Annotated in this window: 11 protein-coding genes; 6 read left to right on the top strand and 5 right to left on the bottom strand. The window is 66.4% G+C overall.

Annotation, left to right across the window (positions count from 1 at the left end; all coding sequences use genetic code 11):
• Positions 1–86 precede the first annotated feature (86 nt).
• The 4 genes from AC5P57_RS07850 to AC5P57_RS07835 all read left to right on the top strand — a co-directional run bounded on the left by AC5P57_RS07850 (position 87) and on the right by AC5P57_RS07835 (position 5523).
• Positions 87–983 (top strand): M23 family metallopeptidase, encoded by an 897-nt coding sequence (locus AC5P57_RS07850; protein WP_099555285.1) that lies wholly within the window; start codon positions 87–89, stop codon positions 981–983.
• 66 nt (positions 984–1049) lie between these two features.
• Positions 1050–2654, top strand: a complete 1605-nt coding sequence (locus tag AC5P57_RS07845) for a peptide chain release factor 3 (protein WP_262234694.1) — start codon at positions 1050–1052, stop codon at positions 2652–2654.
• Between the two features lie 177 nt (positions 2655–2831).
• Positions 2832–3470 carry a PAQR family membrane homeostasis protein TrhA gene (gene trhA, locus AC5P57_RS07840; protein ID WP_010482744.1) on the top strand — a complete coding sequence of 213 codons (639 nt, stop codon included), beginning with the start codon at positions 2832–2834 and terminating at the stop codon, positions 3468–3470.
• Between the two features lie 82 nt (positions 3471–3552).
• Positions 3553–5523 carry an AsmA family protein gene (locus AC5P57_RS07835; RefSeq protein ID WP_262234693.1) on the top strand — a complete coding sequence of 657 codons (1971 nt, stop codon included), beginning with the start codon at positions 3553–3555 and terminating at the stop codon, positions 5521–5523.
• Between the two features lie 579 nt (positions 5524–6102).
• Here the strand turns inward: AC5P57_RS07835 and AC5P57_RS07830 are convergent.
• The 3 genes from AC5P57_RS07830 to mtgA are packed head-to-tail and all read right to left on the bottom strand — an operon-like array spanning position 6103 to position 8309.
• Positions 6103–6534, bottom strand: a complete 432-nt coding sequence (locus AC5P57_RS07830; protein WP_012511858.1) for a CBS domain-containing protein — start codon at positions 6532–6534, stop codon at positions 6103–6105.
• Positions 6494–7513, bottom strand: a complete 1020-nt coding sequence (locus tag AC5P57_RS07825; RefSeq protein ID WP_099555279.1) for a glycosyltransferase family 2 protein — start codon at positions 7511–7513, stop codon at positions 6494–6496. Before AC5P57_RS07825 ends, AC5P57_RS07830 begins: the two co-directional genes overlap by 41 nt.
• A gap of 46 nt (positions 7514–7559) precedes the next feature.
• Entirely contained in the window at positions 7560–8309 is a 750-nt protein-coding gene (gene mtgA, locus AC5P57_RS07820) for a monofunctional biosynthetic peptidoglycan transglycosylase (protein ID WP_262234692.1), read from the bottom strand.
• 77 nt (positions 8310–8386) lie between these two features.
• Here mtgA and hslO point away from each other — a divergent pair, with 77 nt between their 5' ends.
• Both hslO and AC5P57_RS07810 read left to right on the top strand, forming a co-directional pair.
• Positions 8387–9280, top strand: a complete 894-nt coding sequence (gene hslO, locus AC5P57_RS07815) for an Hsp33 family molecular chaperone HslO (RefSeq protein ID WP_099555274.1) — start codon at positions 8387–8389, stop codon at positions 9278–9280.
• Positions 9281–9430: 150 nt separating this feature from the next.
• Positions 9431–10243, top strand: a complete 813-nt coding sequence (locus AC5P57_RS07810; RefSeq protein ID WP_024956328.1) for an XOO1806 family protein — start codon at positions 9431–9433, stop codon at positions 10241–10243.
• A 221-nt stretch (positions 10244–10464) separates the two neighbouring features.
• Here the strand turns inward: AC5P57_RS07810 and AC5P57_RS07805 are convergent, their stop codons facing one another.
• Entirely contained in the window at positions 10465–13422 is a 2958-nt protein-coding gene (locus AC5P57_RS07805) for a TonB-dependent receptor domain-containing protein (protein WP_099555272.1), read from the bottom strand.
• Between the two features lie 231 nt (positions 13423–13653).
• A complete protein-coding gene (locus AC5P57_RS07800; RefSeq protein WP_005410690.1) occupies positions 13654–14253 on the bottom strand; it encodes a TetR/AcrR family transcriptional regulator in 600 nt (199 codons plus the stop codon).
• Positions 14254–14270 lie beyond the last annotated feature (17 nt).

The following is a 14270-nucleotide window of genomic DNA, read 5'->3' as shown; positions in this document are numbered from 1 at the left end:
TTTCAGGTCAGGTATGCGAGAGGCGTCGCGGTCGCTCCGTTCAGGATCGGGTACAGTCCCGGCGGTCCATTTTTCTGAATCCGCTGATGCCACGCCTGCCCTTGACCTGCCTGCTCCTGCCGCTGCTGGCCAGTACTTCCGCCGGCGCCAGCGACTGGCGCCAGGGCTGGGGAATGCTGCCGAAGGCGTCCACCACCTCCAGCGCCGACGCGGGGGCCGGGGCCGCGAAGGAGGCCCTTCCGATGGCCCAGCTGCGCCTGCAGCCGATCGGCGAACAGTGGCAGGCCCGGATCGACAACACCCTGGCCGGGCCGCTGCAGATCGAACTGCGCGCGGCCCCCGGGCACCCGGTCGACGGCTTGCCGGTGCAGTCACTGATACAGGGCGACAGCAGCCTGGTGGTCGGTCACCTCCCCGCGCCGGTCAACGGCCGGATGCTGGACCTGCGCCTGCAGTCGGTACCGGGCAACCCCGCCGCACAGGCCGAGGATGTGGCCTACCGCCTGCCCTTCGATGATGCGCGCCCGCGCGTGGATCAAGCGCCGCAGGGCCGGTTCAGCCACGACGACGAGGAGAACCGCGATGCGGTCGACTTCGCGCTGCCTGAAGGTACGTTGGTGCTGGCCGCACGCGAGGGCACGGTGATGCAGATCCAGGATGGCTTCCGTGGCAACGGCCAGGACCGCGAACGCGATGGTGCCCGCGCCAATTTCATCCGCGTGCTGCACAGTGACGGCAGCATGGCCCTGTACGGCCACCTGCAGGCGGGCGGCATGCGCGTGCGCCGTGGCCAGGCGGTGGGAGCCGGGCAACCCCTCGGCCTGTCCGGCAACAGTGGCTACAGCAGCGCCCCACATCTGCACTTCGTGGTACAGGTCAACCGCGGCATGGGCCTGCGCTCGGTACCGGTGCGCATCTTCACCGGCCAGGGCCAGCTGCAGTTCGCCCGCCAGGGCGAGGCCGACGGTGGCACCGGGCGCTGACCGGCCCCGGCCGGTATAATCGGGCGCTTATCTCTTTGAAAAGCGCCCCGGGCGGGCGCCACTGCCATGTCCGAAGTCGCCAACGAAGCGTCGCGTCGCCGCACCTTCGCCATCATCTCCCACCCTGACGCCGGCAAGACCACGCTGACCGAAAAGCTGCTGCTGTTCGGAGGCGCGATCCAGATGGCCGGTTCGGTCAAGGGCCGCAAGGCCGCCCGCCACGCCACCTCCGACTGGATGGCGCTGGAAAAGGAACGCGGCATCTCGGTCACCTCCTCGGTGATGCAGTTCCCGTACGAAGACAAGATCGTCAACCTGCTCGACACCCCTGGCCACGCTGACTTCGGCGAGGACACCTACCGCGTGCTGACCGCGGTGGACTCGGCGCTGATGGTGATCGACGTGGCCAAGGGCGTGGAAGAGCGCACCATCAAGCTGATGGAAGTCTGCCGCCTGCGCGACACCCCGATCATGACCTTCATCAACAAGCTCGACCGCGAGGGCAAGGACCCGATCGAGCTGCTGGATGAAGTGGAAACCGTGCTCGGCATCCAGTGCGCGCCGGTGACCTGGCCGATCGGCATGGGCCAGCGCCTGAAGGGCGTGGTCCACCTGCTGACCGGGGAAGTACACCTGTACGAGCCGGGCCGCAACTTCACCCGCCAGGACTCGACCATCTTCCCGTCCATCGATGCCCCCGGCCTGGCCGAGAAGATCGGTGCACAGATGCTGGCCGACCTGCGTGACGAACTGGAACTGGTGCAGGGCGCCAGCCACCCGTTCGACTTGGAAGCCTACCGCGCCGGCAAGCAGACCCCGGTGTTCTTCGGCTCGGGCGTGAACAACTTCGGCGTGCAGCCGCTGCTGGACTTCTTCGTCGAGCATGCACCGTCGCCGCAGGTACGCTCCACCACCGGCCGAGAGATCGCCCCGGAAGAGAACAAGCTGACCGGCTTCGTGTTCAAGATCCAGGCCAACATGGACCCGCAGCACCGTGACCGCGTGGCGTTCATGCGCGTCTGCTCGGGCCGTTTCAGCGCCGGCATGAAGACCTTCCACGTGCGCACCGGCAAGGAAATGAAGCTGGCCAACGCCCTGACCTTCATGGCCAGCGATCGTGAAATCGCCGCCGAAGCCTGGCCGGGCGATGTGATCGGCATCCACAACCACGGCACCATTTCCATCGGCGATACCTTCACCGAAGGTGAAGCGGTCACCTTCACCGGCATTCCGAACTTCGCCCCGGAACTGTTCCGTCGCGCGCGCCTGCGCGATCCGCTCAAGCTCAAGCAGCTGCAGAAGGGCCTGGCCCAGCTGTCCGAAGAGGGCGCAACCCAGTTCTTCCGCCCGCTGACCAGCAACGACCTGATCCTCGGTGCCGTCGGCGTGCTGCAGTTCGACGTGGCGGCCTATCGCCTGAAGGACGAGTACGGTGTGGAAGCCACCTTCGAGCCGGTCAGCGTGACCACCGCGCGTTGGGTCCACTGCAGCAACGATAAGAAGCTGGAAGAGTTCCGCGAGAAGAATGCGCTGAACCTGGCACTGGATGCAGCCGGCCACCTGGTCTACCTGGCCCCGACCCGGGTCAACCTGCAGCTGGCGCAGGAACGCTCGCCGGACGTGCGCTTCTCGGCCACCCGCGAAGCGGCGCATACCGTTTCGGCAGGCTGATGACACGGGGTCGGATCCCTTTCCGGCAGGAAAGGGCTCTGACCCCGGCAGTCGCAGGCGGTTCATCCCCGCAACACAGGAATTCACCGACCATACGGTGACGGGCGTGCACACACCGCCCATCGCGGCGATGATAGGGGGGTGCGGGTCCCCCTCCCCGCGAACGATGCCTACGCCATGTCCACGACTTCCGTTGCTTCGATCCGCGAAGAAATCGCCAGCGCCCTGACCCACGGCCTCGGTGCCGTGCTCGCCCTGGGCGCCGGTGCAGTACTGATCACCCTGGCCGCCATCTACAGCGATGGCTGGCAGCTGGCGGGCGCGATCGTGTTCGGCATTGCGCTTCTGCTGCTGTACACCGCTTCCACCCTGTACCACGCCATCCAGCACCCGGTCGCCAAGGGCCGGCTGAAGGTGTTCGACCACTGCGCGATCTACGTACTGATCGCCGGCACCTATACCCCGTTCACCCTGATCGGCCTGCGCGGTCCGTGGGGCTGGGGCCTGTTCGCCGCAATCTGGACCCTGGCCCTGGCCGGGGTGGTGTTCAAGCTGTTCTACACCGGCCGCTTCAAGGCGCTTTCCACCGGCATCTACATCGCCATGGGCTGGCTGGTGATCGTGGCGATCAAGCCGATGCTGGCCTCGATCGACGGCTGGACCCTGGGCTGGCTGCTGGCCGGCGGCCTGTCGTACACGCTGGGCACCTACTTCTATCACCGCGAATCGATCCCCTATTCGCACGCGATCTGGCACCTGTTCGTGATCGGCGGCAGCGTCTGCCACTTCGTCGCGGTGACCATGCAGGTGCTGTAACACGGACCAGCGCGCCGCATGTGCACATGATGCACATGGACGCTTCGCGCCCCGTCCACGATGAGGGGGCAACCATGGCGGCGTGAATGCTGCCACGTCCCCTGCCGCGCCTCGTACTTCGCGCTGGCTGCGCCCCCCGGGCCCGCGCGGCCGGCGCTGGCTGGCCGTACTGATTTTCCTGCTGGCCGCGCTGCTGGTGCTGATCGCGCTGTGGGACTGGAACTGGTTCAAGGGGCCGGTCGAGCGCGCGGTGCAGGCACGCACCGGCCGTGCGCTGCACATCGGCCACCTGGATGTCGACCTCGGCCGCACCAGCACGATCCGTGCAGATGCGATCACCTTCGCCAACGCCGGTTGGGCCAAGCAGCCGAACATGGCCACGGCCGACCGCGTCGAGATCGACGTGCGGGTGTGGCCCCTGCTGCGTGGCAGCGTGCAGCTGCCGGAAGTGCGCCTGACCCGACCGGACGTGCTGCTGGAAACCGCGCCGCGCAAGGGCGAACCGGGCAACTGGGATTTCCTCGGTGACAGCGCTGGCGGCACAGGCCCACAGCTCAAACGCCTGCGCATCGACGACGGTCGGCTGCAGTTCCTCGATGCACTGGGCCGCACCGACATCCGTGTGGGCGTGCGCAGCGGCCAGCCGAAACAGGCCGATGCCTCGCCGCCGCTGCTGGTGCAGGGCAAGGGCCATTGGCAGGGCAACCCGTTCACGCTGCAGGGCGGAACCGAATCACCGCTGGAGCTGACCGACAGCGACCACCCGTTCCGCATCCACCTCGACGGTCGTGCCGGCGCTACCCACGCGGTGGCCAGTGGCACGCTGACCAATCCATTCCAGCTGCGGGTGTTCGACCTGCAGTTCGCGCTCAGCGGACAGGACCTGTCGGACCTGTACTCGCTGCTTGGCATTGCCATTCCGCCGTCGCCGCCCTATGCGTTGAACGGCCGGCTCAAGCGCGACCACAACATCTGGCACTACGACGCCTTCACCGGCAAGGTCGGCGACAGCGACCTCGGTGGCGACCTGCAGTTCGAGGTGGGACGCGACCGTCCAAGGCTGACCGCAACGCTGGAGTCCAAGCGCCTGGACTTCGATGACCTGGCCGGCTTCATCGGAGCGCCGCCGAAGACCGGCGGCGGCGAAACCGCGAATGCGGAACAGAAGGCGCAGGCCACCCGTGTCGCCGCCAGCAGCCGGGTATTGCCCGACACGCCCTACAACCTGGGCAAGCTGCGCGCGATGGACGCCGACGTGCGCTGGAAGGCGCACCGCATCAACGCACCCTCGTTGCCGCTGGACGACATGGACGCGCACCTGCTGCTGGATGACGGCGTGCTGCGGCTGGACCCGCTGAACTTCGGCGTGGCCGGCGGCGATATCCGCAGCACGATCCACATGGATGCACGCCAAGCGCAGATCCGCACCGCGTTGAAGGCCAGCGTGCGCGGCGTGCAGCTGGGCCAACTGTTCCCGGACGCGAAGTTGGCCGAGCAGGCCAAGGGCGGCATCGGCGGCGAAGTGGACCTGAGCGGCCGCGGCAACTCGATCGCCGCCATGCTCGGCAGCAGCAGCGGCAAGGTCGGCCTGGCGATGGGCCGTGGCCATGTCGGCAACCTGGTGATGGAACTGGCCGGCCTGGACATCACCGAGTCGCTGAAATTCCTGGTGACCGGCGACAAGCAGATTCCCCTGCGCTGCGCCTTCGCCGACTTCGGCGTGCGCGACGGCCTGATGACCAGCCAGGCACTGGCGGTGGATACCACCGATACGATCCTCATCGGCGAAGGCACGGTCAGCCTGCGCGATGAGACCCTGGACCTGCTGTTGAAGCCACGCCCGAAGGACAAGAGCATCCTGGTGCTGCGCTCGCCACTGCACATCGCCGGCACCTTCAAAGCCCCGTCGTTCCGCCCGGACTTCAAGGCGCTGGGCATTCGAGGCGCAGTGGCATTGGCGCTGGGCAGCATTGCCCCACCGGCGGCATTGCTGGCAACGATCGAGCTGGGGCCGGGCAAGGATGCCGACTGCGGTGGGCAGTATGCGAAGTAGGTTTACAGCGTTGTTCGCGGCGCCTGCATTGATCGCGGCTTGAGGGGGACGGGTGACGCAGGCAGGAAACGCCGCAAGTACGTCCCTGTAGGCTCGATGGCGCCTTGCTCGTGTGCGCTGTCCTGCGCACACGGCAAGACCAGGGTTGGGCGTCCTGCCCAACCCGCCCTAGGCATGCCTCGGGCCCATGGCGCCAACGGTCCTGCCTGCGTCACCCGCCCCCCTCCCGACAGTTTTCTGCGCGCGCGGAACGAGAGCGGAAATTCAAAGTCAAAAGAAAAAAGCAAATTCAAAAGCTGTTGCCAACCAAGGTTGGCAGCTACCAAAGGCGAGCCACCGCGCATGTGCGCACCGCGCTCGCAGGAACGTGTCCAGAGGCGGAGGGTGCGGCTGGGCAGGACCGTGAGGCGCATGGATGCGCCGATCGAGCCCCCATGGATGGGTTTACGGCGTGTCCTGCCCAGCCGCACCCTCCCGCCTCCCCATGCATCAGGAAGGCGCTGCGCTCAGCTCTGGCTCTGGCTCTGGCTCTGGCTTCGAAAAGCGGGCCGGCGGGCCGCAGGCCCGCCAGCGACACCCTCACCCGGCCACGATGTACTGCTGCAGCTGATCCAGTTCGCGCCGCTGCGCATCGATCACCGACTTCACCAGGTCACCGATCGAGATCACCCCCAGCACCTGGGCGCCCTCCACTACCGGCAGGTGGCGGATGCGGTAGTCGGTCACCAGCTGCAGGCAATGCTCCACCTGCTCGCCCGGCGACACCGTCACCACCTGCGCCGTCATGATCTCCGCCACCGCCGTATCGCGCGAAGAACGATCACGCAGCACGATCTTGCGTGCGTAATCTCGCTCGGAAAGGATACCGACCAGCCTCGGGCCGTCCATCACCAGCACCGCACCGATGCCCTTTTCCGCCATCAACCGGATCGCATCGATCACCGCCGCATCCGGCGCGACCGCATGTACTTCAGGAGACTTGCCGTCCAACAGTTGCCGTACCGTGGTCATCCGCCTGCCCTCCGAGGGTGGGTTGCAGGGCCGAGTCTGCCACGGACGATGCTAGCCACGCGTCAACCAGGTACAACGGCCGCTGCTTGGACTCTTCGTACAGCCGTCCCAGGTACTCGCCGATCAGGCCCAGCGCGATCAACTGCACCCCGCCCAGGAACAGGATCACCGCCATCATCGTCGGCCAGCCCGCCACCCGGTCGCCGTAAAGCGCGGCCTTGACGATCACCCACAGCCCGAACACGAAGGCCACCGCCGCGGTTGCCAGCCCCAGGTAGGTCGCCGCACGCAGTGGCACGGTCGAGAACCCGGTAATGCCTTCCAGGGCGAAGTTCCACAGCCGCCACAGGCTGAACTTGCTGGTGCCGGCCACGCGTGCGTGGCGGTGATAGGGCACCGCCACGCGCTTGAAGCCCACCCAGCTGAAAAGCCCCTTCATGAAACGGTGGCGCTCACGCATCTCGCGGAGCGCACTCAGCGCGCGTGGCGACAGCAGGCGGAAATCCCCGGTGTCGGCCGGGATCGGCGTACGCGAAAGGCGCCCCATCACGCGGTAGAAGATCGCCGCCGTGGCGCGCTTGATCCAGGCCTCGCCATCGCGCGCCAGGCGCGTGCCATAGACGTTGTCATGGCCCTCGCGCCAGCGCGCGATGAACTGCGGCACCAGTTCAGGCGGATCCTGGCCATCGGCGTCGAGGATCATCGCCGCACCTTCGCGCACCAGGTCCAGACCAGCGGTCAATGCCGCTTCCTTGCCGAAATTGCGCGACAGCTTGAGCGCGGAGACCCGCGCGTCGGCCTGCGCCAGGCGGGCGATCACCTCCCAGGTCCCGTCATGGCTGCCGTCGTCCACGTACAGGATGTGGCCGTCGATGTCGGGCAGCGCATCGAGTACCGCGCACAACCGCGGATGCAGCAACGGCAGTGCCAGGGCCTCGTTGTAGGCGGCGATGACGAAAGTGAGCCGTTCGCGGGTCATGCCCGGATTGTACGTTGCCGCCGCCCACAGATCAGGCGGCGCGCGCTCACTCGTCCGACAGGTACGCGGCCCCACCCAGCTGCCGTGCCTGGCGCTGGATCCAGGCGGCGCGCCGCTGCACGTACGGCCCGGGCTTTGCGGCGTTGTAGCGCCGTGGCGCCGGCAGCACCGCTGCCAGCCGCGCGCTCTCGGCCGGACTCAGCCGTGCCGCATCCTTGCCCCAGAACGTCTGCGCTGCCGCCTGCGCGCCATAGACACCGTCGCCGAACTCGGCGATGTTGGCGTACATCTCCAGGATGCGTTCCTTCGGCCACAGCGCTTCGATCAGCACCGTGTACCAGACTTCCAGGCCCTTGCGCACCCAGCTGCGCCCCTGCCACAGGAACAGGTTCTTGGCCACCTGCTGGCTGATCGTGCTGGCACCGCGCAGGCGCCCGCCCTTGGCATTGTGGTCGCGCGCCTTCTCGATCGCCTGCAGGTCAAAGCCGTTGTGGTCGGGGAAGCGCTGATCCTCCGCCGCCACCAGCGAGATGGGCAGGCTCGACGCCATCTGGTCAAGGTCGCGCCACTGGTAATGCAGGCGATAGGACCAGTCCGCCTCGCCCAGCGCCTCTGCGTAGCGCCACAGCATCACGGTGGATACGGGCGGGTCGATGAACCGCAGCACCAGGACCTGCAGGCAGCTGAAAGCAGCCAGCAGCACCGGCAGCCACAGCAGCCGTTTCCAGCGCCAGCGCCTGCGGCGCGGGCCTTCTGCGACGGCTTCCACCTTGTGCTGCTCTCCCCCTGCCCCCATTACTGGTGCATCCTTCTTCTATCTGGTTGTCGGCGCATTATCCGGCAACCGCCCCCGTTTACGCGCGATGTGAGCCGATGACCGCCAACCCCGATTCCCTGATCCGCTTCCTGCTCCCCGACGCTGGCGTCCGTGGCGTCCACGTGCGCCTGCAGGCCACCTGGCAGGAAATCCTGTCCCACGCCGAGTACCCGGATACCGCTGCCGAGCTGCTGGGCGAGGCCTGCGTGGCTTCGGCGCTGTTCACCGGCCACACCAAGATCGACGGACGCCTGTCGATCCAGCTGCGCAGCAGCACCGCCCTGCGCACCCTGTTCGCCGAGTGCACCGCCGCCGGCACCCTGCGTGGCATCGCCCAGCTCAGCGAAGGCGCCGACGCGCCGCGCGACCTGTCCAGCCTTGGCGATGACGCCCTGCTCGCGATCACCATCGAGAACCCGGGCCTGGACCCGCGTGAACCACAGCGCTACCAGAGCCTGGTCGGACTGACCGCACCGGAACTGGACGAAGCCTTCGAGGACTACTTCCGCCAGTCCGAGCAGCTGCCGACCCGCCTGCTGCTGGCCGCCGACCGCAATGGCGCCGCCGGCCTGCTGCTGCAGAAGCTGCCGGGCGACGAGGGCGACGAGGACGGCTGGGCACGCGCCAGCGCCCTGTTCGAGACCCTGGGCAAGGCCGAACTGCTGGCCACCCCGGCCGAGCAGCTGCTGCACCGCCTGTTCCACGAGGAGAAGCCGGCGCTGATGGGCGAAAAGCCGCTGTCCTTCGCCTGTTCGTGCTCGCGTGAGCGGGTCGCGTCGATGCTGCAGTCGCTGGGTGAGGACGAGGCCCGTGCCGCCGCTGCAGACACCGGCGCCGTCGAGGTCCGTTGCGAATTCTGCGGGCGGGAGTATCACTTTCCGTTGACGGAGTTCGGCATACTGTTCCACGGTGCCGAGGGGACCGTGCCGGCACCTGAACGGCTTCAGTAAAACAGCTTGTCTTGCATCTGGGGGGATCAAGGCTTGTTAAGAATTCATAAACACCCTACGATCAAGTTCCCGTATCTGCGGGAACTTCCGTTGTCCTTTCCTGTCTGAACTGGTTCGATGCGTACCTTCCTGCGTCTACCGCTGGCCATGATGATCGCCCTTGGCGCGATCACGGGCGTGCATGCGCAGAGCAAGGACACCCGCACCGTGCTGCCGGTATGGAACAAGGGCAGCGGCAAGGTCGAGGCCCTGCTGTACCTTGAGCCGACCGGTGAACAGGCGGCCGGGGCGCGCTGGCATTTCGGCCGCAACTCGCTGGATGCGGCCTTTGGCCTGTCCTCCGGCGATTCGCTGGGCCTGCTCTGCAGCAGCAGCGGGACCAGCATGAGCGGTCTGGCCAGTCACTGCATGCTGGCCAGCCTCGGCGACGAGGACGACCTCAACAGCCGGCGCTTCACCGGCACCGCCGCGTTGAACCGTGGCAGCAGCCGCCTCGGTATCACCGCCGGAACCGGCCGTGAAACCCTGCCGGCATGGCTGGCGGGCCCGAACAAGACCCCTTCGCTGCGCGCCGAGCAGAATGACCTGACCGTGTTCGCGCAGAAGAACATCGGCCGCGAAGGCTTCGTTTCCATCGCCGGCACCTACGCCAAGGCCCGCCTGGTACCGCTGGCCGACGCTTCGCCGGCCATCGCCGACCGCTGGGACAGCAAGAGCCTGAGCATCGGCGCCGGCTACGGCAATTTCACCGGCAGCATCATCGGCCGCGTCATCGACGTGCCGGGCAAGCCCGGCAAGTGGGAAGGCCTGGGCATCGGCCTGACCTGGCGCACGCCGTGGTCCGGCCAGCTCACCGTGGGCGCCGAGAACGTGATCAGCCGCGGCAAGAATCCGTTCTCGCCACGCAACGAAAGCAACGACGACGGCACCGTGCCGTACGTGCGCTACGAGCAGGATCTGTAAGCTCCCCTGCCGCATCACCGCGACGTTTCCGCGCGTTCCCTTCACCCCTTCCCCGCAATAAAACCTTGCCGCCACCACTTGGCGATGCGCAAGCGCCTATGCGCGGGCTGGTCCAGCGCGGGCCGCGCGGTGTGCCTGCGCCATCAAGCCTGCCTGCCCCATGAAAAAAGCCACGCCCCTTTCGGGGCGTGGCCATGTCACACGTACGGATTACGCCGCGGTCAGAAGCGCTGGGTGTACTTCATGTACAGGAAGCGACCGATGTCGAAGCCACCGTAATAGGAGACGTTCGCGCTCGGCTGGCTGTACATGGTCGGGCCCACGCGGCCGAACACGTTGTTGGCACCCACGGCCACGGTCGCATTCCACGGTGCGTTCCAGCGCAGCTGGACGTCGTTGAACACGGTCGCGCCACGCTGGTTGGTCGCGCTGCCCACCGCCACGCCCTGGTTGTTCGGCGAAGCGTAGTTCGGCAGGTTGCACTCTTCCGGGAACGTCACGGCACTCAGGCACGCTTCCTTCATGCCGGAGAAGTAACGGACGGTCCAGCTGGCGCCGAAGTCACCCATTTCCCAACCCAGGTTCAGGTTGGAACGCACGCGGAAGGCGTAGCCAGCCCAGCCCACGCCGGTGCGGGGGTTCGGGTGGGTGACCGCGTTCTTGGTGGTGACCAGGTCATCACGCGAGGTGTAGGTGCTGGTCCACTGCGCGCTGAAGTTGCCGAAACGATCGGTCGGCAGGCGGTAGCTGACATCCAGGTCGAAGCCTTCCACCTCGCGGTAGCCAGCGTTGATGCCGGTGCGCTTGAGGTTGTTGACGATGCCGGTCACCGGGTCACGCGTGAACGCCGAGCAGCGCGCCGCGATGTCGTTGACGTAGCAGTCGTTGAGGATCAGGTTGGCCGTGTCGGAGATGATGGTGTTCTCGACGCGGATTTCCCACCAGTCCAGCGACATGTTGAAGTTCTGGATGAAACCCGGGCTCCAGACGAAGCCCAGGGTCTTGGACGTCGAGGTTTCCGGGGTCAGCTGGTCGTTGGAGCCGGAGACGAAGGCCAGCGGGGTCTGCGACGATGCAGCGGTGGTCGGGGTGAAGCCCTGCTGCTGCTGGCGGAAGTTGTTGACGTTGACGCCGGCCGGCAGAGCGGCGGCGCAACGGGCACGCACCGCAGCGTTGGTGCGCGCCGCACCGTAGACCGAGTCGCACGGATCGGTGAAGAAGTCGAACGACTGCGAACCGCCGCTGTACAGGTCGGCGATGGTCGGGGCACGGAAGCCTTCGGCCCAGGTACCGCGGATCAGCAGCGAGTCGATCGGCTTCCACTTGAAGCCGAACTTGCTGTTCAGCGTGGTGCCGAAGGTGTCGTAGTCCGAATGACGGGTGGCCGCGTTGAGGCTCAGCTCGCGGGCGCCCGGCAGGTCGGCCAGGATCGGCACGTTGAACTCGGCATAGACTTCGTCAACCTTGTAGCCACCACCGGTCGGGAAGTTGGCCAGGCCGGAGGTGTTGCCCGACTGCACCAGCGCGTCCGGGCTGAAGCTGCCCGTTTCCTTGCGGTGTTCGATACCCACGGCGAAGCCCAGGTCGCCGGCCGGCAGGGTGAACAGGCTGCCGGCCAGGTTGGCGGTGACGACCTTGGTGGTGGTCTCGGCGGTGGAGTGCGCGGACGGGAACAGCAGGTTCTGCAGGGCGGTATTGCCGGTCAATGCGCCATTGGCACCATTGCTCTGGATGCCGGCATGCAGGAACGGGTTGTACGGCACGCACTGGTTCAGCCCGATCGGGTTGGCCACGGTACCGCACTGCGCCACGCCGCTGCTGTTGATGAAGGACGGACCCACCGCCGCACGCAGCGCGGTCAGGTTGAGGTCGCCGGTGCTGGTCTGGACCAGCTTGTTGTTGTTGTACAGGTAGCCGACATCCCAGTCGAACAGGCGGTCGGAGAACTCGAAGCTGCCTTCCAGGCCGCCGCTGAAGCGGAAGGTGGTCAGCTCTGCACGGGTGTTGCGCGGCACTTCCGAAGTACGACGCCACCAGTTGGCGATGTCGGCGCCCAGCGGATTGAACACACTGCTGGCCGAAATCGGCGAACCAAAGGCCAGTGCGCCGTACGGATAGCCGGCGATCTGGCGGTTCGAATCGCGGAAGCTGTACAGCATGTTGGTGCGCAGGCGCACGTTGTCGGTCAGGTCGTAGATGCCATCGACGAACACCGCACGGCGTTCCTGCGGGGTACGCAGGTCGGTCTGCAGGTTGGTGTTGGTCTTGTCCTTGGTGGAGAAGCTGTTGACGTTCTGCGCGACGTAGTCGGCCTTGTTGCTCGCGTTGCCACCCTCACGCAGGATCACGCGCACTTCGCGGTTCGGGTTGCTCGCGCTGGCCGCCGGATAGGTGACGCCCGGCAGGCCATCGGCCGGACGGCTGACGAAACCGCCGAACTCACCGACGGTGGTCCAGCCGAAGTCCGGATGGTTGGCGCTGCGCGGGAAGGCGCCGTACGGACGATCCGCTGCGGCGACCTTGTCTTCCTTGGCGTACTCGGCACCGATGGTCAGCGAACCGCGCTCACCCTTCACGCCCATGGTGAAGTCCATGGTGCGGGTGGCACCGTCGCCTTCACTGTACTGGCCGTAGTAGACGCTGCCGGTGGCGCCTTCGAAGTTGGTACGGGTGATGATGTTGATGACGCCGGCGATGGCATCGGAACCGTAGATCGACGAAGCGCCGTCCTTCAGCACTTCGATGCGCTCGATGGCCGAGACCGGCACGGTCGAGATGTCCTGCAGGCCACCGGTGGTGATGCCCAGGCGCTTGCCGTTGAGCAGCACCAGGGTGCGGGTGGCGCCCAGGTCACGCAGGCTGATGTAGGTGCCGCCGACGGCTTCGCCCGAGGACAGCGGCTGGGCACGGCTGATCGGCGGCGTACCCACGGCGCTGATGTTCTGCAGGATGTCAGCGACCGACGAGAAGCCCTGCTTGTCGATGTCGGCGCGGCTGAGGGTCAGGACAGGCTGGGCGGTTTCGACGTCGACGGTACGGATGCGCGAACCGGTGACTTCGATGCGGTCCAGGTTGGTGGCGGTCTGGGCAGACGCCACACCGGTGCCGGCAACGGATGCGGCGCTGGCGGCCAGCGCAACGCACACAGCATCGCGCAGCTTGTTGCTGTTCAACTTCATGGGCTCTCTCTCCATGGATCTTGGGTTGTGTGCTGAGTCCAACCGACGTACCCCAAAAGGGAGGCACAAAAAACGGCTGGTGACCCGATAGTAGCCACACTTGATCTGGAATTAAAGAGTCGTTAAGAAAACGCCCAAATCGCGTGAAACCGATCTCACTACGACATACGTTGGCGCACTGAAGTCGCCCTGCAAGGCGCATTCGGCACTTGCAGGGCGTCATTTTCCCATTCAGCTGGGAATGAGCGTCTCGATCAGATGCTCGACATAGGCCTCAAAATCCTCGCGGGCCTGCTTGGGTTGCTGCAGCTGCAGCGAAAGCTGCAGGAAGCCGACGTAGGCTGCATAGGCCAGGCGCGCGCGATGGCGTGCATCGGTGGAGCTGAGCCCGGCCTGGCGGAACGAAGCAACCAGGTAGTCGAGCCGGCGCTGCGACACGCGGTCGATCACAGGGCGCACCATCGGGTGGTCCAGCGCCTTCAGCAGTTCGCTGTAGATGATGTGCGGCTGCACTTCGTGCGCCACCATCTGGAACAGCTGGCGCAGGCGCACGCGCGGATCCGGCACATCCTCCAGGCTGCCGAACACCTGTTCCTGTTCGAACAGTTCCCAGCGTTCCAGCGCCGCCTGCAGCAGTGCATCACGCGAGGGGAAGTGCCAGTAGAAACTGCCCTTGGTCACACCCAGGCGCCGCGCCAACGGTTCCACCGCGACGGCACCCACACCTTGTTCAGCAATCAGATCGAGAGCTGCCTGGGCCCAGTCTTCGGCACTCAGGCGGCTGTTGCGGCCGGCGCGCGGTTCGCCGGCGGAAGCGTCAGGTTGATTCATGGGCTGATTTAACCATA

This window comes from Stenotrophomonas sp. YJH_SMC_79 (assembly GCF_059367995.1).
This window is presented reverse-complemented; position numbering and strand designations above follow the sequence as displayed.

Excerpts from the sequence above, each read along its gene's own strand:
- AC5P57_RS07825 (WP_099555279.1), bottom strand. The coding sequence starts at position 7,513 with ATGACCCGCGAACGGCTCACTTTCGTCATCGCCGCCTACAACGAGGCC.
- AC5P57_RS07800 (WP_005410690.1), bottom strand. The coding sequence starts at position 14,253 with ATGAATCAACCTGACGCTTCCGCCGGCGAACCGCGCGCCGGCCGCAAC.
- AC5P57_RS07805 (WP_099555272.1), bottom strand. The coding sequence starts at position 13,422 with ATGAAGTTGAACAGCAACAAGCTGCGCGATGCTGTGTGCGTTGCGCTG.
- AC5P57_RS07845 (WP_262234694.1), top strand. The coding sequence starts at position 1,050 with ATGTCCGAAGTCGCCAACGAAGCGTCGCGTCGCCGCACCTTCGCCATC.
- mtgA (WP_262234692.1), bottom strand. The coding sequence starts at position 8,309 with ATGGGGGCAGGGGGAGAGCAGCACAAGGTGGAAGCCGTCGCAGAAGGC.
- AC5P57_RS07830 (WP_012511858.1), bottom strand. The coding sequence starts at position 6,534 with ATGACCACGGTACGGCAACTGTTGGACGGCAAGTCTCCTGAAGTACAT.
- AC5P57_RS07810 (WP_024956328.1), top strand. The coding sequence starts at position 9,431 with ATGATCGCCCTTGGCGCGATCACGGGCGTGCATGCGCAGAGCAAGGAC.
- AC5P57_RS07850 (WP_099555285.1), top strand. The coding sequence starts at position 87 with ATGCCACGCCTGCCCTTGACCTGCCTGCTCCTGCCGCTGCTGGCCAGT.
- trhA (WP_010482744.1), top strand. The coding sequence starts at position 2,832 with ATGTCCACGACTTCCGTTGCTTCGATCCGCGAAGAAATCGCCAGCGCC.
- hslO (WP_099555274.1), top strand. The coding sequence starts at position 8,387 with ATGACCGCCAACCCCGATTCCCTGATCCGCTTCCTGCTCCCCGACGCT.